Annotated in this window: 12 protein-coding genes; 1 reads left to right on the top strand and 11 read right to left on the bottom strand. The window is 56.9% G+C overall.

Annotation, left to right across the window (positions count from 1 at the left end; genetic code table 11):
* Positions 1 to 7: 7 nt before the first annotated feature.
* The 5 genes from AMUC_RS11965 to lepA all read right to left on the bottom strand — a co-directional run bounded on the left by AMUC_RS11965 (position 8) and on the right by lepA (position 6,863).
* Positions 8 to 1,564 (bottom strand): beta-N-acetylhexosaminidase, encoded by a 1,557-nt coding sequence (locus AMUC_RS11965; protein ID WP_012420073.1) that lies wholly within the window; start codon positions 1,562 to 1,564, stop codon positions 8 to 10.
* A 109-nt stretch (positions 1,565 to 1,673) separates the two neighbouring features.
* Positions 1,674 to 3,431 carry a sulfatase family protein gene (locus tag AMUC_RS05535; RefSeq protein ID WP_233420575.1) on the bottom strand — a complete coding sequence of 586 codons (1,758 nt, stop codon included), beginning with the start codon at positions 3,429 to 3,431 and terminating at the stop codon, positions 1,674 to 1,676.
* Positions 3,432 to 3,649: 218 nt separating this feature from the next.
* Positions 3,650 to 4,633, bottom strand: coding sequence for a thioredoxin fold domain-containing protein (locus AMUC_RS05540; RefSeq protein ID WP_012420075.1), 984 nt, complete (start codon positions 4,631 to 4,633; stop codon positions 3,650 to 3,652).
* A gap of 65 nt (positions 4,634 to 4,698) precedes the next feature.
* Entirely contained in the window at positions 4,699 to 4,980 is a 282-nt protein-coding gene (locus tag AMUC_RS12570; RefSeq protein ID WP_012420076.1) for a hypothetical protein, read from the bottom strand.
* An 83-nt stretch (positions 4,981 to 5,063) separates the two neighbouring features.
* Positions 5,064 to 6,863: a translation elongation factor 4 gene (gene lepA, locus AMUC_RS05550; RefSeq protein WP_012420077.1), complete on the bottom strand. Its 1,800-nt coding sequence runs from the start codon at positions 6,861 to 6,863 to the stop codon at positions 5,064 to 5,066.
* A gap of 247 nt (positions 6,864 to 7,110) precedes the next feature.
* On the opposite strand from lepA, the gene AMUC_RS05555 reads away from it, so the two are divergent.
* A complete protein-coding gene (locus tag AMUC_RS05555; protein ID WP_012420078.1) occupies positions 7,111 to 7,314 on the top strand; it encodes a DUF5683 domain-containing protein in 204 nt (67 codons plus the stop codon).
* A gap of 351 nt (positions 7,315 to 7,665) precedes the next feature.
* Here the strand turns inward: AMUC_RS05555 and AMUC_RS05560 are convergent, their stop codons facing one another.
* The 6 genes from AMUC_RS05560 to rplA form a co-directional block, all read right to left on the bottom strand.
* Positions 7,666 to 13,263 carry an autotransporter outer membrane beta-barrel domain-containing protein gene (locus AMUC_RS05560; protein ID WP_012420080.1) on the bottom strand — a complete coding sequence of 1,866 codons (5,598 nt, stop codon included), beginning with the start codon at positions 13,261 to 13,263 and terminating at the stop codon, positions 7,666 to 7,668.
* A 363-nt stretch (positions 13,264 to 13,626) separates the two neighbouring features.
* Positions 13,627 to 17,823, bottom strand: a complete 4,197-nt coding sequence (rpoC, locus tag AMUC_RS05565; protein ID WP_012420081.1) for a DNA-directed RNA polymerase subunit beta' — start codon at positions 17,821 to 17,823, stop codon at positions 13,627 to 13,629.
* Positions 17,824 to 17,895: 72 nt separating this feature from the next.
* Positions 17,896 to 21,834, bottom strand: a complete 3,939-nt coding sequence (gene rpoB, locus AMUC_RS05570; protein ID WP_012420082.1) for a DNA-directed RNA polymerase subunit beta — start codon at positions 21,832 to 21,834, stop codon at positions 17,896 to 17,898.
* 201 nt (positions 21,835 to 22,035) lie between these two features.
* Positions 22,036 to 22,410, bottom strand: coding sequence for a 50S ribosomal protein L7/L12 (rplL, locus tag AMUC_RS05575; RefSeq protein WP_012420083.1), 375 nt, complete (start codon positions 22,408 to 22,410; stop codon positions 22,036 to 22,038).
* 158 nt (positions 22,411 to 22,568) lie between these two features.
* Positions 22,569 to 23,072 carry a 50S ribosomal protein L10 gene (rplJ, locus tag AMUC_RS05580; protein ID WP_012420084.1) on the bottom strand — a complete coding sequence of 168 codons (504 nt, stop codon included), beginning with the start codon at positions 23,070 to 23,072 and terminating at the stop codon, positions 22,569 to 22,571.
* Between the two features lie 21 nt (positions 23,073 to 23,093).
* On the bottom strand, positions 23,094 to 23,795 hold the full coding sequence (rplA, locus tag AMUC_RS05585; RefSeq protein ID WP_012420085.1) for a 50S ribosomal protein L1: 702 nt from the start codon (positions 23,793 to 23,795) through the stop codon (positions 23,094 to 23,096).
* Positions 23,796 to 23,838: the final 43 nt, after the last annotated feature.

A 23,838-nucleotide genomic window follows, 5' to 3' on the forward strand; every position in this document is an offset into this window, starting at 1 on the left:
GGAAACGCTATTTGTCCGCGTTTTGCTGGCCCTTTTTATAATTCTCGTTAATACGTTCGATTTCCTCTTGGGTGATGAATTTTTCCCGGTAGGGTTTGTTTTCCACAGTGCGTTCCAGAGTATAGCCGAAACGCTTCTGGAAATGTTTCTTGTGGGTTTCCATTTTCTTTTCAAACTCTTCCAGGCTTGGACGGTTCTTGTGGCTGCCCCACGCGGTTTCGGAAACAGCCATGGCGCGGGGGTAGGTCATGTACATCAGCAATTCGCCGGAGGGAATCCATTCCGCCCACATGCAGAGGTTGATTCCCTTGATGTGCTTGACGTCATTCTTGTCCCGTCCGTTGCGGGGATCGAAGTTGTAGCAGTCTTTCAGCAGGATGGGAGCTCCACCGGGCCGGGCGCGCACGTCGTCCGCCGGGAATTTCATCTGGGTACGCGCCAGATAATACTTGAACTGGGGGGTGACGATGAGGTCGATGCCCTGTTCCTTCGTCTTATCAATGCAACGCGGGAATTCTCCCGGCAGCCAGGACATGACGGTTTCCCCCTTGTGGTAATAGCTCTTGTTGATGTCATACCACAGGATGGGCTTTTTCCGGTGCTTGGCGAGCATGGCCGTCAGGCTTTTCGTGAAATCGCTCATCTGGGCTTCCACATTATCCCCCTGGCCCTTTTTGGCTCGGGCGGCCTGGCAGTCCGGGCACTTCTTCCAGTCCCCCATGGGGCATTCGTCACCTCCGATGTGGATGTACGGGAAAGGGAATATCTGCTGGACGGTATTGAAGGTATCCTTAAGAAACTTTTTAGTGGCCGGTTTCTGCGGGCAAATCAGCTTGGAGGAAACACCGCCGTGCGTCCATACCTGGGCCCGTTTGGTGTTGCAGCAGAATTCGGGATAGGACGCGGCCAGGGCCATGTTATGACCCGGCATTTCCACTTCCGGCAGTACCTGGATGCCGCGCGCTTTGCAGTAGGCTACCAGGTCCTGGAGCTCCTTCTTGGTATACATGCCTTCATTGGCCAGCAGGGAGTTGTTCTGGCTTTCCGGAGCGGAGGGGCGGACGGCGCCGATGGTGCGGAGCTTGTCGTAGCCCGGAACGGGGAGACGCCAGCCCTGGTCTTCCGTCAGATGGAGATGCAGGACGTTGTATTTGTAATAATGCATGGCGTCCACAAAATTGTAGATCTCCTTCATGGGATAGTGGTAGCGGCCTACGTCAACCATCATGCCGCGCCAGCCGAAGTCGGGGGAATCCTGGATGCTGCCGCAGGGAAGTCCCTCAGGAGTATCCGAAAGCTGGTCCTGGAGCTGGAACAGGGTCGCCATGGCCATGGCCTTCCCGTTGGGCGTGGTATAACGGAGTTCCACGCCGCCGGGCGTTAGTTTCATGGCATACCCTTCATTGCCCAGTCCGGCGACTTTTTGCTCATGGACGATTTTGAGGTTTTTGGTAGTTCCGGAAGTTGTCGTCACGTTGACGGGCTCCGGAATAATGTTGTAGGGATTGGTTCCGGCCCAGCAGAGGGAGCCCAGGAACGCTGCGGCTAGCAAAATTGATTTCATGCGGTGCGTATGGTAATGGTTGTTTGTGTGAGGATTTAAACCCTGTTCCTCCGTCGTCAATGGCGTGTTCCGGACAACCGTGTTTCGGGAGGAACGGTGAATGGCGGCGTCAATCTCTGGAGGGAGCGCAGTCCCACTGCGGCTTGACGGCCAGTTTGCCGGTGGCCCCGGGGAAGCCTTCCGGTACCTGGTAGTCTTTGCGGAGCTTGCCGTACAGGGCTTTGAGTTCTTTCACGGTTTCCGCATATTCCGGTTTGTTGATGACGTTGTGCATTTGGGCCGGGTCCTTCTGGTTGTCAAAGAGCATCCATTCGTCGCTGGTCCAGATATAGGACAGCGTGTAGCGGTCCGTGCGCAGGCCATCATGGCGCGGAGCGTTGTGTTCACCCGGATTTTCGTAAAAGGCGTAGTAAAGAGAACGGTTTTTGAAATCCTGATGTTCTCCGGTCTTGAACAGGGGAGTGAGGCTGCGGCCCTGGAAGGTATTCATATTTTCCTTGGTATTTACCCCGGCCACGTCGCAGAAAGTGGGAGCATAATCCAGTTCCTGCACCATGGCGGAGGAGCGCACGCCCGGCCTGATGTGGCCCGGCCATCTCATGATGAGGGGCATGCGGAAGGATTCTTCGAAAATCCAGCGTTTGTCGTACAGGCCGTGTTCGCCCATGTAGAATCCCTGGTCTCCGCAGTAGAGCACCAGCGTATTCCTGTCCAGACCGTTTTGTTTCAGATAGTCCATGATCTGGCCGATGCTTTCGTCCACGGAAAGAACGGTGCCCAGATAGTCTTCCATATAATGGCGCCAGCGGCGCAGCAAAATGTCGCGCTGCGTTTTGATTTTCCCGTTTTTAATATCTTTGACAAGCTGTACGGTACGGGCCTTGTGGTAGTTGTACCAGGCTTCCTTCTGCTGCGGGTCCATGCGCACCCATTCCGGCATTTCCCAGTCATACTGAGTATGCAGGGTCTTGGATTCCGGGCAGGAAAGCATTTTCTGGATGTCTTCGGGGACCACCTCCTTGATCAGGTGTTCGTCAGACCATACGTTGAAATGGTTGAGCAGGGTTTGTTCCGTCATTTTCAGGAATTCCGGGCGGTCTGCAAAATCGTCTTCCAGATTGGCGGGCGGGTCAATGGCGTCCGCATACTGTTTGGCGCGGCCCAGATTCTGAATGGAGGGGCACCAGCAACGGTGGGGTGCCTTGTGGCCCACGACGAGCATGAAGGGTTTGTTCTTGTCCCTCTGGTCCAGCCATTTGAGGCTTTTTTGCGTAACCAGTTCCGTGGCATAGCCGGGCTCCGTTTTCACCACGCGTTTGCCGTCCTTGCCGGGAGTGATGAAATCCGGATTGAAATAGTTGCCCTGGCCGGGGAAAATTTCCCAGTAATCGAATCCGGTGGGGTCGGATTCATATTTGGACGTATCTCCCTTGGCGCCCGGCGGAATGGCTTCCAGGTGCCACTTGCCGACAATAGCCGTCTGGTAACCGGCCTTTTGGAGCATTTTCGGGAAAGTGGGCTGGGAACCGTCAAAGGGAGCCGCATGTTCGTTGAAGAGGTACCCGTTCATGTGGGAATGGCGGCCAGTGTAAATACAGGCCCGCGAAGGTCCGCACAGGGAGTTGGCGCAGTAGCTCCGGTCAAAGACCATGCCTTCGTCCGCCAGTTTGCGGAAGTTCGGATAAGGCATGGGAGAATCCTTTTCACAGGTGCCCAGGGTCTGGTAGGAATGGTCGTCGGTGACAATGACCACGATGTTGGGGCGCTGGTCCGGCGTCTGCTTTTGAGGCTGGTCCGCGGAAGCGGACAGGGAACAGGCCGCAAGCATCAGGGCGGTGGCGGCATGACGGTTCATTGTTGAAATCATGAATTAAACAGGCGAATGGTTGGAGGGGGATGCGGCAGAATTTGTCCGCAAGGGCATTCCTGCCGGTCCGGAAAAGACCACATCCCCGAAAGAAAAAACGCTGGAAGAGAGTTTTAGGAAAAATAAAACATCAGTTTCATATTTCAATACAAAAATGGGGATGGAGCGGAAGCCCATGAATAAGCCGTTCCGCAGCCGGACGGCAGGAGAAAAGCCGTTCAGGCGCCACGTGGGCCGGAGCGCTTGTTCCGGCCGTTGTTTTCATGGGATTCTTTCTGCTCCAGGAGCCATGTTCTGTCTTCAAGGCTGAGCCTTTTCAGGGATGTTCTGCTCTGGTGCCCGTCCAGCTCCTGAAGCCAGAGAGTCTGGGTCTTTTCCGAATAACGGGAAAGCTTGGCGAAGACGGTATTTCCGTTGACTCCTGTCCAGACCCGGTAGCCTTTGGGAATCAGCGTTTTTTTAAACTCTTCATATTGCTGCTTCGCCAGTTTGACGCTGTTCTTGATCTGGTCAAAATAAAGGGCGTTTTGTCCGGTATAATAACCGCGCAACGTATCCACTTTGGAGCCGTCCGGAGACATGACCAGAAGCACGGGCGTTCCTCTCACGCCAAACAGGGAGGGAGCCTTTTTCACATACTCCAGCATCTTCTGGCGCTTCCTGTAAACAGGTTCGCTTTCAAATTTTTCCGCCTGGTCGTAACAGACGCGGACGACATTCCTTTTCGCCCAGTCTTCAAATTCCTTCGTATGGAGAAGTTCTGCCCCCAGCTTTTTGCTGGGAGGGCTGCCCACGGAATGGTGGAACCAGATGAGAATGGGTTTCCCGGTACTCTGGGCTTCCCGGAGGGCGGTGGGATAGCTTTGGATCCAGCGTTCGTTTTCCTTACGCTGGGCGAAAGCTTCTTCCAGCCCGGGGATGGGGGCGTCCGGGTCATGAGCGTCCGTGTAATAGACGGCCCCGCTGTCTGCCCTGGTCATTTCCTCCTGTGTGGTGGCGGTAAGATGGGTGGCCTGTTGCTGATTCGGAGTAGTGCTCAACAGCCCCGTCGGCACATTGGCGATGGAATTGGTCTTGTTATCCTGCATGTATTCCGAAAGGCTTTTTTTTACCTTTGGTTCTTCCTGTTCCGGAGAGGTTCCCACGCAGGAACAGAGAGCCGCGGACGCAAACAGGAGCATGGACAGCCTGGGCAGACTCATGACTGACCTGATAGCATAACAGGGAAAAATGCGCAACCGGGAATTGTTCAACGGCCGCGGCGGTTTCAGTATTTCCTGGCTTCCTGTTCCTTCTGCTTCCGGTCCCGTATGGCGATATCCAGGGGGTGCATGTAGCGATCGTTGATGTGGCTCACCCTGCTGGTGCGCAGCTTCTTTTCGTACCGTTTGCCCCGGTTTCCCCTGAACAGGAATTCGGACCCCGGAATGCGGCCCACAGTCCGGTAGATCAGCTCGTCGATTTCCTCCTCTTCCCGGTAGCCGGCCAGCCTGATGTAGCATTCCTCCTCCCGGGGATGGTTGGGGAAGTAGTGCAGGAGGTGTTTCATGGCCCATATTCAAACGGAAAAATGTATAAATCCGGGAAGGAAACAGAAGACCCCGTTTGGATGCCTTGAGGGAAGAAAATGGGTTAATCCCCCGTTTTCAGCACCTTGATGAACGCTTCCTGCGGAATGTTGATTTTTCCGATGGCCTTCATGCGCTTTTTGCCCTCCTTCTGCTTTTCCAGAAGTTTGCGCTTGCGGGTGACGTCCCCGCCGTAGCATTTGGCCGTCACGTCCTTGCGCATGGGGGAGATGCTTTCCCGGGCAATGATCTTTCCGCCAATGCAGGCCTGAATGGCGACGGTGAAGAGCTGGCGGGGAATGACGTTTTTCAGGCGTTCCGCCAGTTCCCTGCCGCGGGAGGCTGCCTTGTCCTGGTGAACGATCATGGAGAAAGCATCCACCGGTTCCCCGGCGATGAGCATGTCCATTTTAATGAGCTTGGCGGCCTGGTAGCCGGCGTATTCATAATCCATGGAGCCGTAGCCGCGCGTCATGGATTTGAGCTTGTCGTTGAAATCCACCAGAATTTCCGCCAGAGGGACGGTGCAGGTGAGCATTACGCGCATGTCGTCAATGGTCTCCGTATTGTCCACGCTGCCGCGTTTTTCCAGGACAAGTTGCATGATATCCCCGATGTATTCCCCAGGAAGCATAATGAACACCTTGACGATAGGTTCCCGGATTTCCTGAATTTCCTGCGGTTCCGGGAGCAGGCTGGGATTATCCACATTGATTTCCTCTCCATTGGTCTTGGTGACCTCATAAATCACGGAGGGGTAGGTGGAGATGATATCCATGTTGAATTCCCGGCGCAGACGCTCTTGGATAATTTCCATATGGAGCAGGCCAAGGAAGCCGCAACGGAACCCGAAGCCCAGAGCTACGGAAGATTCCGCCTGGAAGGAGAAAGCGGCGTCATTAATCTGAAGCTTCGCCATGGCCGCTTTCAGGGCTTCAAAATCGGAGGAATCCACCGGATAAATGCCGGAAAAGACCATGGGGCGGATTTCCTTGAAACCGGGCAGGGGGGATGGGCAGGGGCGCATGTAATCCGTATACGTGTCCCCGATCTTGACATCAGCCGCGGATTTCATGTTGGCGATGATGTAGCCTACGTCACCGGCTTCCAGGGAATCCGTTCGGGTCATTTTGGGAGTGAAGATACCCACTTCCTTCACTTCATACACTTCGTCCGTTGCGAAAAGTTTGACTTTCATGCCGCGGTGCACGCTGCCGGAAATGACGCGCACATAGGAGACTACACCGCGGTAGGCGTCGTAAACGGAATCGAACACCAGGGCGCGCAGAAGGCCGTCCTGTTCCGTTTCAGGCGGAGGGATGCGCTGAACAACGGCTTCCAGAATATCGTCAATGCCGATGCCCATCTTGGCGGAGGCATGGATGGCTTCCTCATGGGGGATGCAGACGATGTCCTCCAGCTGGCGGTACACTTTGGGCAGGTTGGCGCTGGGAAGGTCAATCTTATTGATGACGGGGATAATGGCCAGGTTCAGATCCATGGCCAGGTGCATGTTGGCAAGTGTCTGGGCTTCCACTCCCTGGGCTGCGTCCACAATAAGGAGGGCTCCTTCGCATGCCGCCAGGGAACGGGACACTTCATAGGAGAAATCCACATGGCCCGGCGTATCCAGCAGATTGAGCTTGTAAGTCTTTCCGTCCCCGGCCTTGTAGAAAATGGTAACGGGGTGGGACTTGATGGTGATGCCCTTTTCCCGCTCCAGGTCCATGGCGTCCAGAAGCTGATCCTGCTTCTCCCGTTCGGAAATGGTATTCGTCTTTTCCAGCAGCCGGTCGGAAAGGGTGGTCTTTCCGTGGTCGATGTGAGCGATAATGGAGAAATTGCGAGTCAGTTCAATGGACATGGTGGTCTCTACCCTTCTAACATGAGTGCCCTGTGCGCGGGGAGGGTAACATAGCCCATGCGGCGGTCAAGACTTGAACATGACTGCCTCCCGTTCCCTGCCGCGTCGGCTTCATTCGCTCCGGGAAAACCGTCATTCATGACAGGGGCTGCGCTGGGAGATTGAACGTGAGGGAAGAAGGAAGGCTCTTAACCGGTACAGGCACGTGAACCTTTTCCCGTGCGGTCATTTCTTACCCAGCCAGCATATGAAATCTTTTTTAGCAGCCATTTTAAGCCTATTTATTCCCGGTCTCGGCCAGTTGTACAAGGGCCACTTTGTCCAGGCCATCATCTGGTTCCTGGTGGTGGGTGCGGCTTACGGCCTTCTGTATTGGTTCATCTTTGCACTCGTTCCTATTGTCCTGCATATCATTTGTATTTTGCAGGCCTACTTCATGGACAATGAATGATGACTGCCGTTTCGGCTTCACAGCCAGGATGGCTGAAAGGGCAGCGCATCCTGCGGATTGGCAGCGGCATTCATTCCCAGGGTTGCAGAAGGAATACGTCGTTCATAGCGGCATCATTATTCCTCATACCGGTATTTTCAATGTTTACGGGGTTCCATTTGTTGACTGCGGAAACGTAAACACAACTTTTTGACTTTGAATTAATTAATATTTTCAGGAAGCGGGCCAGGGGAATCATCCTCCGATAAACAAAAATCCAGAGCCGTTCCGGAATAAATCCGGAGCGGCTCTGGAGGGTCAGGAGGAAGGCCTTTCGGGGGTGGGGGGCCTCTCCTTGTGTTTTCTTTCTTGTTAGAAGTCGTGGCGGTAGCCGATGCTTCCGTTCAGCGCGCTGGACCCGTCACGGATGTCCGCGTTCCCGTTCACGTAGATGGTTCCCTTCGTTCCCACCGGCACGCTCAGTCCGGCTCCCAGCTGCAGCGCCGTCGTTCCCACTTTCGCCCCCCTCACGCTTTGCGCGAAGCCGGGGTTGCCCAGCAGAGAGACGTTCGTTTCCCCTCTCCGGTCTCCCAGGTCCTGCGCCGCGTTTACTCGGATTTCCGCCAGCGCTTCTCGTCCGAAGATGTTGCTGCCCACCAGGCCCATCCACCGGCCGCCCAGCGCCAGCGTCCCCGTCGTCCAGTCCTGCCTGCCGACGTTCAGGCCCGCGTTGCCCGCACCCGTTTCCTCATAGCCGTCCATCCGCGTCGTCACCACCGAGGCGTTGAACAGCGGCTGCAGCACGCTGCTGCGGTTTTCGTTGAGGTATACGTCGTAGGTGAGTTCATACATCGCTCCAAAGCCCCACCCGCTGGTGCTTCCCTGCGTCCCGTAGCTTCCTTCCCCGTAGTTGACCGTACGGTTGAGTTTCGCGTCGTTCCACCCTCCCGTCAGGATGAGCGTGTGCGCCCAGCGCCTGTCCTGGTAGCGGCCGAAGAGGCTGGCGTAGTAGCTGTCCAGGTGCCCGTCGGCGCTGTCCGCCGCGCCGGCCGTCAGGTCGCCGTAGCTGGCCGTGAAGGCCGCTCCCACTGTGAGGCGGTCGCTGAGGTCCGCGTCCACGCCTACCGTACCTCCCCAGGTGGTGAGCTGGTAGCCGCTTTCATCCCCGCGGGTGTCCAGTTTGGCGTAGGAGCCCGTGCCTTCCATCCACATGTGGAAGCGGGGGAGGTCGTCGTTGACGTAGGCCGGGTTGACGCCCATGAGGGTGGTCCGGTTCCTGATCCAGCCCATCTGGTCGCGCAGGGCGTCCCTCTGCGCCGTCCCCAGCGCGTTGACCGTGCTCCCAGCTGCCGCCGCCATAGCGCGGGTGGCTCCGGAGAGGTTGCCGTCATTGATCATGGTGCTGACGCCGTTCATGAATTGGGCCAGCTGGGAGTCGGGGTCCAGGTTTTTGCGGGCTTCCCAGAGCAGGCTGGCTCCGGCGGCGGAGTTCCACGTGTCGGCCGCGGAGGCGAAGAGGTTTTCCTGCCGGAGTGTGGCATTGAGCAGGATGTCGTTTCCGTCGCGGTTCAGCGTGGCGTCCTGGTAGTAGACGGCGAAGAGGCCGGATATCCGGGCGGCGAGGCTTTGCCCGTCTTCCAGGCCGCTGATGCTGCCGGTAGCGCTCATCAGGATGACGTCATGGAGGTCGCTCCCCGCGTTCATGGCGGCGTTTCCTTCCATGTTGGAGAGGAGGAAGCCGGCTCCGTCCTGCACGGTGATGGTATCCGCCGTCAGCATGGGGGCGCCAAAGGGGGCGTCCTGGTTGAAGTTGTAGATCAGTTCCGTCGTGGAGCCGTTCTGGAAGGTGATGCTTTCCACGTTGAGCGTGGTGTTGGCGCTGCCCTGGGCGTCTCCGGTGGCTTCAATACGCAGGGTGCCGTTGTTTCCGGCGGTGATGCTGTTGTAGTTCAGCGTGGGGGCGTCCGCGGTGCCTTTCAGGACCAGGACGCCTCCGTCACGGACGGCGAGGTCGTAGTCCTTATTGCCGGTTTGCAGGTATTGGGTGGCTTGCCCGGAGATGTCCAGGGTGCCGCTGCCTGCCAGCGTGCCGGAGAAGGTTCCGGAGGAGGTTGTTGCCGAGGAGATGGAGAGGCTGCCTCCGTTCATGGACAGGGTGCCGCTGCCGGAGAGGCTGATGATGGCGCCGGATTCCGTTCCGGAGAGGGCCAGCGTGCCGTCGGCGGTGACTGAGGTTCCGTCCAGCCGGGCTTCTCCGCCCAGGGCCAGTTCCGCTCCTTCCTGGATGCGGAGGGTGCCGGTTCCGGTGATGGAGCCGTCGTTTATTTCGCCTGTTCCGGTCAGGTTGAGAGTTCCCTGGATGGTCAGGGAGCCTCCGGCTTCCGTGCCGGTGATGGTTCCGACTTCGGCGTTGCCGTTAATGGTCAGGCCGCCTCCTTCCAGAGTGAGGGTGTCCAGGGTGTTTGACGCGCCGTTGAGGACGATGTTTCCTTCACGCAGGGCGAGGGTTTCCACGTCCATCGTTCCTCCGACCGTCAGCGTCCCGGTTCCTTCCTTGATGAAGGCGACGTTGTTGCCTCCCGTGATGCTGCCGCCCATGACGGTGTCCTGGCCGGCCGGGTCGATGTCGTCTTCTCCCGTCGTCATTTGTTTGTTGTTGAGGATGACGACGGCCGTGCCGTCTCCGGTGTTGTTGACGACCAGGCTGCTGCCCGTGGCTCCCATCAGGTTGTTGATTTTAGCTCCCTGTCCGTCGGATTCGCCCGGGGCTCCGGCCAGGTTGACCGTCAGGGTCTGGCCGCCGCCGATGACGACGCCGGCGTAGCCGGAGAGCGTTTGATAGGAGTTGACTTCATGGGCGTTTCCTCCTTCCTCCTGCACGCGGTAGAGGCCGGTGGCCGCTCCGCTGAGCACCAGGCTGCCTCCGTCCGTTCCGGTGACCCGGATGCCGTAGTTGGACAGAAGGTCGGTAGTGAAGGCGATGTCGCCCAGGTCGCCGACGGTCAGCGTTCCGCTGGTCAGGGTCAGGTAGCTGGAGGAGTCGTCGGTTTTGTGGTCCAGCAGAAGGTTGACGACGGCGTCGTTGCTCAGGTCCAGCGTCAGCCCTTCCCCCTCTATGGACAGGTTCGGGTCGCTTCCCGTTCCGCTGCCGTTGATGATGACGGCGCCAGACGCCTGCGTGTCCTGGCCGATGTTTTCCGTTCCCAGGGCGATGGTCAGTCCGTCCAGGCCTCCTTCTCCTACGGTTACGGTTCCGCTGACTCCGGTGAGACGGGAGCCGGAGGCGATGTTCCACGTTCCTTTCATATGGCTGCCGCCGGCGCCGGAGAGGTTCAGGCTGCCTTCCGAGATGGTGATTCCTTCCGTAGTTCCGTCAAGGATGGTTTCCGCTCCTGCCGCGTCCGCCCCGAGTGTCAGGGTTCCCGCTCCCGTTTTGGTCAGGGCCGGGCTGTCGGTCAGCGCGTAGATGGTGGCCGAGGTTTCTTCCTGCGCGATATTGATTTCATCAAACCGGGTGAAGGTGACGTTTTGGAAGTCCCCGGTTCCAAAGGTTCCCTTGAGTTCCAGCGTCCTGTTTCCTTCTACCGCCGCTCCGGCGCTTCCGCCGATGGTGATGCCGCTTTCTTCTCCTTCCTCCCCAAAGATGCTTCCTCCCGTCAGCGAGACGTGGACTTCGCCTCCTACCGTGCCACAGTTGCCCGCCCCGTAGATGTCTCCCAGGTAGGTGCCCTGTCCAAGGGTGACGGTGATGTTGCCGCCAATGCTGACGGGCAGGGCTGTGGGATCTTCCGCCGTCCACGTGCTTCCTCTCCAGGAGCCGCCCACGATTTTGCCCGTGAAGGTGGAACCTCCGTCAATGGAGACGCTGGTGTTTCCGTTGGTGGTCAGCGTCGTGCCGTTGCCCCAGTTCCAGAAGGAGCCGCCCATGATGTCTCCCGTGAAGGTGATTCCTTCTTTTCCGCTGATGGAGACGCTTGAGTTTCCTTCCACTTTTTGTACGGCTCCGTTGCCCTCGGATTTCGTGTTTGCGTAACTGCCTCCATAGATGTTTTTGACGAAGTTGTTGTGCCCTTCCGTGCCGGAGAGTTCCGCATCGCCTACATTAATCGTTACCGAGGTGTTGCCCTGGATGGTCGTTCCTGAAGTCTGGTTGGCCGTCCACGCGCTTCCGCCCGTGATGAAGTTTTGGGCTGTGACGTTGCCGAAGTCTCCCAGGTTGACGGTCGCGCTGTTGCTGTGCTGGATGTTGGTGACCAGGACGCTCGTGTTTCCTGTGATGGTGGTGACGGCATTGTGGGAGGAGGTGCTTCCTCCGATGATGGCTCCCGCCACGATGGCGTTATCTTTGACGGTAACGTTGGTGTTTCCCGTCAGGGTAGTGCTTGCTCCCTTGTTGTTCCCGCCGATGACGTGTTCCGCCGTGGCGTTTCCAGAGAGCTGCACATGGGTGTCCCCAGTCAGCGTGCTGGTCTGGAGGTTGGTGCCCCATTCATTGGTGACACCTCCGGCGATGATGCCGAATGCTCCTCCGTTGATGTCCATCCAGATGTCCCCCTGGTAGTTGAGGTTGCCGGACGGCAGGGTCGCCCCGCTGTTGTATACTCCGGACAGGTTGATTTTGGTTCCGCCGGTGTTGGTGATTTGATAGACTTTGTCCCCGCTGGTCGTCAGGGTCCCGTTCAGATATCCCAGGCTGACGTTGGCCGCACTCCCCTCCCCAAGAGCCAGCGTAAAGGCGTTCTTGACCGTTTCTTCCAATTCCCCTCCTTCTCCCGCAGATACCCACGTCACGCTGGATATCGCCCCGTCTTCTATCGTCAGCACGCTGCCTTCTATTCTATATTGCCCTGTATCTAAGCCCGTAACGGTAAAATTCGCGCCGAGGTTGCTTCCTAAATCAAACGTGTATCCCTGTTCTCCCTCCACCAGGCTGTCAAGCGCGCCGCCGATGTCAATGGTGCCTGAAGTGAAAGTTACATTTTCCTTGGTAAAGGAGGATCCGGATTCCGTATAGGTTAGCTTGGCTCCGTCAATGGCTGCGTTTTTCAATACGCCGGTGCCGTTCATGTTCAGAACGGCATTTGCCCCCAGAGTGGCGGAGGTGAAATCCAGCGTTCCTCCCGCCATGGTGATTATTCCGGAATAGGCCAAGGAAGAATTATTGATTTTCAAGATGCCACCTTGGGCTGTGATATTCGCGTTGATGACGGTTCCCGTCAGGTTTTGCGTACCTGTTCCGGCCATAATCAGATTTATTCCTCCCGTGGGAGTAGTGTTGCCGTTTACTCCGGAATGCTGCGTGGTTGCCCCGATACTTCCCCCATACGTGTAATTTCCGTTACCCGTCAGGGTAAGATTCGCTCTGGAGGAATTAGCCGACTGGACGCGCCCCTTATGTGTTCCGCTGAAGCCGTCGGCATCATTTAAACCGGCCAGAGAGGCGGCATTGGAAATTTGCAACGTCAGGGCGCTGGAACTTTGATTGATTGAGCCTGACAAATCTACCGTTGCATTGGCGAGAGCCGTTCCCGTAATCTGGAGAATGGCGCCGCCGGGCTGCGTCCCCTTCTGGGAAAGGATAATGTTCCCGGAAAAACTGCTTTCTTGGGAACCAAGCACAAACTTGGAGGCATAGCCGGCATTGCCGTTAGCCGCTACCAGCGTTAAATTTCCTTCTCCGGCAAATGCCCCGTTCAAATTGATGGTACAGCCGCCGTTCGCATTCTGATTAATGGTAAACGAGGAGCCTGCCCCGATATAAAGTCCTGTGGAATAATTGTTGTTTCCTGAATTTACATCAAGGTTGACGGATTGGCTCCCAGTAACTGAATACTCATTGGCGGGCTCATTGTTATTAAAGGTGGAGTCCGCTCCCCATGCGGGGGATTCAGATGTTGGGACGGCCAGGGAAACACTGGTGTAACAAGCCAGAACAGCCGCCAGCAGGGTAATAGGCAGATGGAGACGCATTGCAAAAATGTTAGATGTTAATTTTTTATGTATATAACGGATTGAAAATTCGATGTCAAGTTGAAAATACCAGTTCCCGGATTCTCATACTTTTACTGTAAGTGCATTATGATTTTTTAAATTTCTAAAATGGGATTTTCATCTTTTCATTTACCTCCCCTTTTGAAGCAAGGGGAGGCATACTATAAGACTTTCATTCTGAATATAAAATATCAAATTTTATATTGCATGGGACAATATTGGAATCATCGCCGAATTTTCAATCCGCTTTTCCTTTTTCGTGGAATAACGAGGAGAGTCCATAAAAAAAGCCGTACCCCGGAAACGGGGTACGGCCCTTGAAGTGTGGGTGGAGAGAACAGGTTAGCGTTCGTTGTCGAAGTTGATGGTATCGTTCAACATGTCTTCGGCAAGTTCCGCCGCTTCCTCTTCTTCGCTGGCCGCCGCGATTTCTTCTGCGCCCTCTGCAGGTTCCACTTCAATCTTGCTGTAACGGGAGAATCCGGTGCCGGCGGGAATGAGGTGGCCCATGATGACGTTTTCCTTGAAGCCTTCCAGAGTATCGGTCTTGCCGAGGGTGGATGCTTCCGTCAGAACGCGTGTGGTATCCTGGAAAGATGCCGCGGAAATGAAGGATTCCGTTTCCAGGGAGGCCTTCGTGATACCGAGCAGAACGGGCTTGGCTGCGGCCGGTTGGCCGCCCTGGGCTACGGTTTGTTCATTGATGCGGTCGAACGTGGTCTTGTCCACTTGGTCTCCCCACAGGAATTCGGTATTTCCGGGTTCCGTGATGACTACCTTGCGGAGCATCTGGCGCACGATGATTTCCACATGCTTGTCGTTGATTTCCACCCCCTGGAGGCGGTACACTTCCTGAACTTCGTTAACGAGGTGTTCCTGGAGACGTTCCTTGCCGCAGACATCCAGAATTTCTTCCGGAGAAACGGGGCCTTCCGTAAGCTGGTCGCCCAGATGCACGTGGTCGTCTTCATGAACGATGACGTGCTTGTTCATCGGGACCAGATGGTCCACCAGTTCGCCCGTGGGTGTTTCAATGGTAATGACCTTCTTGCCGCGGGAAGTATTCTTGCTGCTGAGGCGCACAATGCCTTCCACGCGTGCAATGGTGCAGGCGTCCTTGGGCTTGCGGGCTTCGAACAATTCCGCCACGCGGGGCAGACCGCCGGTGATGTCCTTCGTCTTGGCTACCTTGCGGGGCGTCTTGGCCACCATTGTGCCGGCGGAGATGGTTTCTCCGTCCTTCACAGTGAGGTTGGCGCCTGCGGGAATGGCATGATGAGCCAGAACTTCGCGGGTCTTGGCATCGCGGATGACCACTTGCGGGTGAAGTTCCTGCTTGTGTTCCATCACGACAAGGGAGGAGGCACCGGTTTCCCGGTCCGTTTCCTTGGAAACGGTGATGCCGACGATCATATCCTTGAATTCGACGATGCCGCCCTTTTCTGCAATCACGGGCACATTGTACGGATCCCAGGTGGCGAGGGTTTCATCCTTCTTGATAGTGCCGCCGTTGGGCACGTACAGGATGGTGCCGATGACGGGCTGGTAGGATTCCAGTTCGCGGCCCTGTTCGTTTTCGATGCGGACAGAGCAGTTTTTATTCAGGACGACGAAGTTGCCGTCTGCGTTTTCCACCGTGCGGAGATCTTCCGTGTAGATGACGCGGCCGTCGTTCTTGGCTTTCACGATGGGCTGCTTGAACGCCGTGGTAGCCGTTCCGCCCACGTGGAACGTACGCATGGTGAGCTGCGTGCCGGGTTCGCCGATGGACTGGGCGGCAATAATGCCGACCGCTTCCCCGATCTTCACTTCCTGTCCGGTGGCCAGGTTCAGGCCGTAGCACTTGGCACAGCAGCCCTTTTTGAGTTCGCAGGTGAGTACGGAGCGGATTTTCAGCCGTTCAATGCCGATTTTTTCCAGTTGTTCCGCCTGCTTTTCGTTAATGAGGTCGTTGATGTCTACGATAACCTCGCCGCTGACGGGGTCAACGATGCGTTCGCAGGAAGTCCGGCCGTAGATACGGGAGGAAAGGGACGCCACTTCTTCGTCGCCGTCATAGATGGCGTGAACGGTGATGCCGTTGCTGGTGCCGCAATCTTCCGCATGGACGATGACATCCTGGGCCACGTCCACGAGTTTGCGGGTCATGTAGCCGGAGTCCGCCGTTTTCAGCGCGGTATCTGCCAGACCCTTGCGGGCGCCGTGGGTGGAGATGAAGTATTCCAGCACGGAAAGGCCTTCACGGAAGTTGGCCGTGATGGGGCGTTCGATAATTTCGCCGCTGGGTTTCGCCATCAAACCGCGCATGCCGGAGAGCTGCTTGATCTGCGCCTTGTTGCCTCGGGCTCCGGAGTCCACCATCATGAAGAGCGGGCTGGCCATCTTGGAGCCTTCGTTGTGTTCCAGCTTGCGGTACAGAGCCGCCTGGATGACATCCGTAGTCTGGGTCCAGATGTCCACCACCTTCTGGTAGCGTTCCCCATCCGTGATAATACCGTTCTTATACTGGCGGGTCACCTTGTCCAGCTCCGCATAGGCTTTTTCAATTTCCGTCTTTTTCTGGGAGGGAACCACCATGTCCACGATGCCGATGGAGCAGCCGGAACGGGTTGCTTCCTTGAAGCCCAGGTTTTTCAGGGCGTCCAGAGTCTGCACGGTACGTTCCTTGCCGACGGTCTGGTAGCAGCGCCAGATGATGTCGCCCATCTGTTTCTTGCCTACGTTGCGGTTAATGTAACCGAGTTCCCGGGGCCAGATTTCATTGAAACGCACGCGTCCGGCAGTAGTGATGATAACCTTCTTGGTGACATCCCCATACACTACTTCGGAAGGCTTTTTGCCGTAGTCCGGGTTGTGCAGGCGGATCCAGTCATGGTAGCCGATTTTGCGGGCGGCAATGGCGTATTCCACCTCGTCAATGGATTCGAAGAGGGGAAGATGGTGATGATTATCCTGATTGTTCTGTACTTCCGCAGCACGGGTATGCGTCAGGAAGTACGCGCCCAGAATGATGTCCTGCGTGGGTGTGGCAATGGGCTTGCCGGAAGCAGGGGAGAAAATATTGTTGGGCGCCAGCATGAGCTGCCGGGCTTCCATCTGCGCTTCCACGGACAGAGGCACGTGCACAGCCATCTGGTCGCCGTCGAAGTCCGCGTTGTACGCATTACAGACGAGCGGGTGCAGACGGATGGCGGAACCTTCAATCAGAACCGGTTCAAAAGCCTGGATGGAGAGGCGGTGCAGGGTGGGCGCGCGGTTGAGCATGACCGGGTGGCCCTTGGTCACTTCTTCCAGAATATCCCACACTTCCGGCGTCTTGCGGTCAATGAGCTTCTTGGCGGAGCGCACCGTGTGCACGTAACCCAGCTCTTTCAGACGGTGGATGATGAAGGGTTCAAACAGAATGAGCGCCATCTTCTTGGGAAGACCGCACTGGTTGAGTTTCAATTCCGGGCCGATGACGATAACGGAGCGGCCGGAGTAGTCCACGCGCTTGCCGAGCAGGTTCTGGCGGAAACGGCCTCCCTTGCCCTTCAGCATGTCGGAGAGGGATTTGAGGGGGCGGTTGCCGGCGCCGGTGACGGCACGGCCGTGGCGGCCGTTGTCAAACAGGGCATCCACGGCTTCCTGAAGCATGCGTTTTTCATTACGGATGATGACTTCTGGAGTTTTGAGGCTCAGGAGGGTTTTCAGGCGGTTGTTGCGGTTGATGACGCGGCGGTACAGGTCATTCAGGTCGGACGTTGCGAAACGGCCGCCTTCCAGAGGAACCAGCGGGCGCAGGTCCGGAGGAATGACGGGCAGAACGTTCAAAATCATCCATTCCGGGCGTGTGTTGGACTGAAGGAACCCCTGGGCCAGTTTCAGACGCTTGGCAATCTTGCGCTTGTTCTGTTTGGAGTTGGTATTGTCCAGCTGTTCCTGAAGATCCGCGACGAGGGTGGGCAGATCAATGGCCGCCAGCATTTTCTGGATGGCTTCCGCGCCCATGCCGGCTTCAAAGCTGTCATAGCCGTATTCGTCTTCCGCATTGCGGAATTCTTCTTCCGTCAGGATGGCCCCCTTTTCCAGAGGGGTACTGCCGGGATCTACCACGATGTAGTCTTCATAGTAAATCACGCGTTCCAAATGGCGGGCTGTCATGTCCAGCATAAGGCCAATGCGGCTGGGCATGCATTTGTAAAACCAGATATGGGAAACCGGAACGGCCAGTTCAATATGGCCCATTCGTTCGCGGCGCACGCGCGCGTTGGTTACTTCCACGCCGCAGCGGTCGCAGGTGATGCCCTTATGCTTGATGCGCTTGTACTTGCCGCAGGCGCATTCCATGTCTCGGGTGGGCCCGAAGATGCGTTCGCAGAACAGGCCGCCTTTTTCCGGCTTGAACGTGCGGTAGTTGATGGTTTCCGGGTTGACGACTTCACCGAATGACCAGCTGCGGATGGTATCCGGATCCGCCACGGTGATGGCAACCTGGTCAAAGGTCCGGGGCTTGTCGCTCAGGCCGTGCATTTCCCTGATGGTGGGGGTGTCAGACATATATTGAAAGTTTAAAGGATGTTTGATGCCCGCCCCCGCGTTTTGCGGCACGGGGGCGGAATGCGGTGGATATTAGAATTTGAGGTCGGAGAAGTCGACGTCCGCCAGGCCGGCCATGTCGTCGCTGTCAAAGCCTTCCGTCATGCCGTCCACGGGAGTGAGATCCGTGCCGCCGAGTTGCAGGGAGGGTTGTTCATCCTTGCTGCCGGGGCGTACGTTCAGCCCCAGGGACTGCATTTCCTTCATCAGAACGTTGAAAGATTCCGGAGTTCCGGCTTCCAGGGTATTATCCCCCTTCACGATGGATTCGTAAATGCGGGTACGGCCCTGAACGTCGTCGGACTTGACGGTGAGAAGTTCCTGGAGGGTATAGGCGGCGCCATAGGCTTCCAGTGCCCACACTTCCATTTCCCCGAAACGCTGACCGCCGTATTGGGCCTTGCCGCCCAGAGGCTGCTGCGTGACCAGGCTGTACGGACCCACGGCGCGGGCGTGAATCTTGTCCGCCACCAGGTGGTTCAGTTTGAGCATGTAGGTCTGGCCTACCACCACCGGGTTATGGAAAGGTTCGCCGGTCAGGCCGTCATAAAGGGTACTCTTCCCTCCCACGGTGCCGTCCTTGCCGTCACCGATCCAGGTGAAACCGTCCACCTTCTTGGCTTCGGACATGTAATTCCAGATGGTTTCTTCACTGATCCCGTCGAACACCGGGGTAGCCACCTTGAAGCCAAGGGCCCTGGCAGCGATGCCGAGGTGGGCTTCAAGCACCTGCCCCACATTCATTCGGGAAGGCACGCCCAAGGGGTTCAGAACGATATCCACCGGAGTACCGTCCGCGAGGAAGGGCATATCCTGTTCCGGGACGATTTTGGCAACGACGCCTTTGTTGCCGTGGCGACCGGCCATCTTGTCACCCACGCCGAGCTTGCGCTTGGCGGCGATATATACTTTAACTTCCTTCAGTCCGCCGGGTTCGGATTCGTCCCCGGATTCCATCTGATCCAGCCTGTGTTCCCGTTCGTCATCCAGTTCCGTAAAGCGGCCTTCAAACGAAGTGATGATTTCCAGAATCTTGTTGCGAATCGGGCTGGGTTCGATTTCGATGTGGTCGTGAACCAGGGCCAGTTTACGCAACAGGGTCTTGGTGATTTTCCTGTTGGCCGGGATGATGATTTCACCGGTCTGTTCATTGACGACGTCCAGCGGGATTTTTTCACCCAGAAGAATATCGGAGAGCTTCTTGGTCAACTGGTCAATGAGCTGCTCCTTCTTCTTTTTATGTTCGTCGTTGATTTTCTTGAACTGCTTTTTCTTTTCCGCGCTGTCTACGACGAGGTCGCCGCGGTGGTGGCCGGAGCCTGTGGAAGAAATGCGCACATCCATCACGATGCCGGTGCAGCCGGAGGGGACACGGAGTGAGGTATCTTTCACTTCTGCGGCCTTTTCACCGAAAATGGCGCGGAGGAGACGTTCTTCCGGAGCCAGTTCCGTTTCCGATTTGGGGGTGATTTTGCCGACGAGGATGTCGCCGGGCTTCACTTCCGCGCCGATGCGGATGACGCCGTCATGATCCAGGTTTTTCAGGGCTTCATCACCGGCGTTCGGGATATCACGGGTGATTTCTTCCGGACCCAGCTTGGTGTCACGGGCCTGAACTTCAAACTCGGAGATATGAATGGAAGTGAAGGTGTCTTCCTTCACGGTTTTTTCGGAGATGACAATAGCGTCTTCGAAGTTGTAACCGTTCCACGGCATATAGGCCACCAGAACATTGCGGCCGAGGGCCAGTTCGCCCTGGTCCGTGTTCGGGCCGTCCGCCAGCACGTCGCCGGTTTTGATTTTGTCGCCGCGGCGCACGATCGGACGCTGGTTGATGCAGGTTCCAGCATTGGAACGCATGAACTTGCGCAGGGGATAGACGTAAACGCCATTGTCGCGGTCCGTGCGCACACTGTCGGGATCGGACAGGAATACTTCCGGACGCACGGGCAGTTCCCCGTCTTTCGTGGTGATAATGACTTCAGCCGTGGCGGAGGCCACGATGCCGTCCGCTTCCGCCAGAACGACGGAACGGGAGTCCCTGGCGCACTTTCCTTCGATGCCGGTTCCCACGTATGGAGATTCCGCTACCATCAGAGGCACGCCCTGGCGCTGCATGTTGGAGCCCATCAGGGCGCGGTTGGCGTCGTCATGTTCCAGGAAGGGGATAAGACCGGCGGCGATAGAAACGAGCTGCTTGGGAGAAACGTCCATGTAATGCACGTCTGCCGGATCCACTTCGATGAATTCGCCTTTTTCACGGGCGGTTACGCGGGAGGTCGTGAAGTTGCCCTGTTCGTCCAGCGGGTTATTGGCCTGGGCGATGAGATAGCCTTCTTCCTGATCGGCGGTGACGTATTCGATGGTATTGGTGACCCTGCCGTTTTCCACCTTGCGGTAAGGTGTTTCAATGAATCCGAATTCATTGATGCGGGCGTAGGTACACATGGAGTTGATCAGGCCGATGTTGGGACCTTCCGGCGTTTCAATGGGGCAAATGCGCCCGTAGTGGGAGGGGTGTACGTCCCGGACTTCAAATCCGGCCCGGTCACGGTTCAGGCCGCCGGGCCCCAGGGCGGAAAGACGGCGCTTGTGCGTCAATTCCGCGAGGGGGTTGATCTGGTCCATGAATTGGGAGAGCTGGGAGCGGCCGAAGAAGTCGCGCACGACGGCGCTGAGGGCCTTCGGATTGATGAGTTTGCTGGGCGTGACGCCTTCAATGTTCTGGTCAATGAGGGTCATGCGTTCCTTGACCAAGCGCTCGGTGCGGGCAAGGCCTACGCGGCATTGATTGGCCATGAGTTCGCCTACGGCACGTACGCGGCGGCTGCCCAGGTGGTCGATGTCGTCCACCATGCCTTCGCCCTTCTTGAGGCGCAGGAGGTATTTGAGGGCGGCCAGGAAATCTTCCGCCGTCATCAGGCGCTGGTCCAGGCTGGTGTCCAGCCCGAGTTTCTGGTTGATTTTGTAGCGCCCCACGCGGGTGAGGTCGTATTTCTTGGGATCGTCAAAAAGCCTCTTAAGCAGGGTGCGTGCCTGAGCGGCAGTAGCGGGATCTCCGGGACGCAGGCGTTTGTAGATTTCCTTGAGGGCGGATTCTTCGTCGTGAGCGGGATCCTTCTTCAGGGTTTTGATCAGCACGTCGTCCTCGCTCTGGTCAATGACGTCGATTTTCTTGATGCCGAACTGGAGGAGCTGGCGAACCACACCCATATTGAGCTGTTCGAAAGCCTTGGCAAGAACCAGGTCCTTGTCCTTGATCGTGTCCACAGCCACAAGGTTGTGCAGATCTTCTTCCGTCATGTCTTCGCTCAGGGGAAGCGTGCGGATGTTGTAGAACTGGCTGACGATGTCACGGTCCGTTTTGAAGCCCAGGTAGCGCATAAACGTCGTCGCAAGGAATTTGCGGCGGCGGCGGCGGCGGTCAAGGTAAACGTAAAGCAGGTCGTTGGTGTCAAACTGGACCTCCAGCCAGGAGCCCCGGTCCGGGATGATGCGGAAGGAGTGGAGCAGTTTTCCGTTCAGATGCTGGGCGCTTTCAAAGCAAATGCCCGGGGAACGGTGCAGCTGGGACACAATGACGCGTTCGGCGCCGTTAATGACAAAGGTGCCGCGGTTGGTCATCATAGGGAGTTCTCCCATATAGACCGTTTCTTCCTTGGACTCGTTGTCGGATTTGAGCTTGAAGGTGACCTGAAGGGCGGCGCTGTAGGTTTCCCCCGCGCGGATGGCCTCGTAATCGCTCATCTTCGGCTGTTCAATGTCATAGGAGACGAAGTCGAGCTCAATGTTTTCGTCATAGCTCTTGATAGGAAAGATTTCCTTCAGAACGCCTTGTAACCCGATGTTTTTCCTGGCCGCGGCCGGCGTGTCCTGTTGTAGAAAATCGAAGTATGATTGAAGTTGAATCTCAATAAGGTTCGGAGGTTCGATGACTTCCTTGATATTCCCGAAGTAGAGTCGCTTTGACATGGGCTGCTGTGGCGGAGATGTTATGGTTTGCATCCTGAAAAACCCGGATGCCGGGTTGGGCGGTTCTTTCCCTGGGGGACGGAACCGACTGGAAGCGTTTTACGAAATAAAAGGCCTCTAGTCGGTCACGCGGGATGTGAAGACGAGGAAGCGCAACAGGAGAAAAACGGCTTTTCTCCTGTTGCGCGGGAAGTAAAAAGCTTACTTGACGTCTACCTTGGCGCCAGCTTCTTCCAGCTTGGCCTTGGCGGCGTTAGCTTCGTCCTTAGAGACAGCTTCCAGGATGACGGCGGGAGTGCCTTCAACCAGTTTCTTGGCGTCCACCAGGCCGAGGCCGGCCTTCACTTCGCGGACGGCCTTAATTACGGCAATCTTGTTGGCGCCGGCTTCCGTCAGAACGACGTTGAATTCGGTCTTTTCTTCTTCAGCTTCGGCAGGAGCGGCGGCAGCGCCGGCGGCAGCTACGGGAGCAGCGGCGGAAACGCCCCACTTTTCTTCCAGAAGCTTGACGAGGTCGGCAGCTTCCAGGATGGTAAGGGTGCCGAGTTCTTCAGCGATTTTGTTAATATCAGCCATTGTATTATTTTCTAGTTTGGTTTCGAGTCGCGCCAAGAGCCAACTTGGCATTTCAGTTCTCCGGCCGGAGTTCCGACAAGGAACCTGTAGGAGAGTCGGGTCCGGTTTTCACACATTTGGCTAGAGTGCAACCGGACCGTCCGGTCAAGGGGTTGGTATTAGGCGGCGGGTTCTTCGCTGCCGCCGTTTTCTTTGTCCACATATGCCTGAATAACTCGGGCAAGAGCGGAACCGGCCGCGTTGATAGTGCCAAGGAGTTTGGCAAGCAACTGGTCGCGGGGAGGCAGTTCGCCGATGGCGCGGATTTCGTCCGCGGAAAGAATGGCTCCATCCAGGATCGCCACCTTGTATTCGGCTTTCTTGGAAGCCTTGGCAAAGGTGTTGATGGCCTTGGCGGCGCCTGCTACGTCGGATGCGCCGGTCACGAAAGCGGTCTGGCCGACGAGGTGTTCCCCGATGTCGGGAAGGCCGGCATCCGTCAGAGCCGTGCGCATGAAGTTGTTCTTGGCTACGTGGCACTGAGCGCCGCAGGCGGCCAGGGCGGAACGCAGATTGGTGAACTCAGGCACGGTGATCGAGGTGTAGTCCACGACGATCAGGAACGGGGAGGCGTTGACGCGAGCGGTCAGGTCGTCAATGATGATACGCTTGTCAGGATTCATGGTGTGCTAAATCGGTTCGGGTTACAGTTTGGCGATGGAAGCGGTGTCAACCGGCAGACCGGGGCACATGGCGCATGAAACGGTGACGGATTCGATGTAGGCGCCCTTGGCGGAAGCCGGGCGGGCCTTGACGACGGAATCAATCAGGGCAGCGATGTTTTCGGCGATGCTTTCGTTGGAGAAAGACAGCTTGCCTACAGCGGCGGAGATATTGGCGTTCTTGTCAACCTTGTAGTCAACGCGGCCGGCTTTCACTTCCTTCACAGCCTTGGCCGTATCGTCCGTGACGGTACCGGTTTTCGGGTTGGGCATCAGGCCGCGCGGACCCAGTACACGGGCAACCTTGCGAACCTCCGTCATGGCGTCGGGGGTGGCAATGGCCGTATCAAAGTCAACAAATCCTCCCTGGACTTTCTTGATGAGATCTTCAAACCCCACGAATTCGGCTCCGGCTTCCTGGGCGGCCTTGGCGGCATCGCCCTGGGCGAAGACGAGGACGCGGACGTTTTTACCCGTGCCGTTAGGCAGGGAAACGCTGCCGCGAACCATCTGGTCGGATTTGCGGGGGTCCACAGTCAGATGGAAGGAGACGGTGACGGTCGGGTCGAATTTCGGTGCCGGGAAGGATTTCATGGTTTCCACGGCTTCCGTGATGCTGTAGTTCTTGTTAGGGGTAACAAGCTTGGCTGCTTCTTGATATCGCTTGCTGCGTTTGGTAGACATGTGTGTATTTGGCAGTGCGTTCGGACTGGTTTAATCCTCCTGC

The sequence above is a fragment of the Akkermansia muciniphila ATCC BAA-835 genome (assembly GCF_000020225.1).
Classification (GTDB): domain Bacteria; phylum Verrucomicrobiota; class Verrucomicrobiia; order Verrucomicrobiales; family Akkermansiaceae; genus Akkermansia; species Akkermansia muciniphila.

What these genes read in the sequence shown, in the direction of transcription:
- AMUC_RS11965 (WP_012420073.1), bottom strand. Translation starts at nt 1,564, where the DNA reads ATGAAATCAATTTTGCTAGCCGCAGCGTTCCTGGGCTCCCTCTGCTGG.
- AMUC_RS05560 (WP_012420080.1), bottom strand. Translation starts at nt 13,263, where the DNA reads ATGCGTCTCCATCTGCCTATTACCCTGCTGGCGGCTGTTCTGGCTTGT.
- AMUC_RS05555 (WP_012420078.1), top strand. Translation starts at nt 7,111, where the DNA reads ATGAAATCTTTTTTAGCAGCCATTTTAAGCCTATTTATTCCCGGTCTC.
- rpoB (WP_012420082.1), bottom strand. Translation starts at nt 21,834, where the DNA reads ATGTCAAAGCGACTCTACTTCGGGAATATCAAGGAAGTCATCGAACCT.
- rplA (WP_012420085.1), bottom strand. Translation starts at nt 23,795, where the DNA reads ATGTCTACCAAACGCAGCAAGCGATATCAAGAAGCAGCCAAGCTTGTT.
- AMUC_RS05540 (WP_012420075.1), bottom strand. Translation starts at nt 4,633, where the DNA reads ATGAGTCTGCCCAGGCTGTCCATGCTCCTGTTTGCGTCCGCGGCTCTC.
- rpoC (WP_012420081.1), bottom strand. Translation starts at nt 17,823, where the DNA reads ATGTCTGACACCCCCACCATCAGGGAAATGCACGGCCTGAGCGACAAG.
- AMUC_RS12570 (WP_012420076.1), bottom strand. Translation starts at nt 4,980, where the DNA reads ATGAAACACCTCCTGCACTACTTCCCCAACCATCCCCGGGAGGAGGAA.
- lepA (WP_012420077.1), bottom strand. Translation starts at nt 6,863, where the DNA reads ATGTCCATTGAACTGACTCGCAATTTCTCCATTATCGCTCACATCGAC.
- rplL (WP_012420083.1), bottom strand. Translation starts at nt 22,410, where the DNA reads ATGGCTGATATTAACAAAATCGCTGAAGAACTCGGCACCCTTACCATC.
- rplJ (WP_012420084.1), bottom strand. Translation starts at nt 23,072, where the DNA reads ATGAATCCTGACAAGCGTATCATCATTGACGACCTGACCGCTCGCGTC.
- AMUC_RS05535 (WP_233420575.1), bottom strand. Translation starts at nt 3,431, where the DNA reads ATGATTTCAACAATGAACCGTCATGCCGCCACCGCCCTGATGCTTGCG.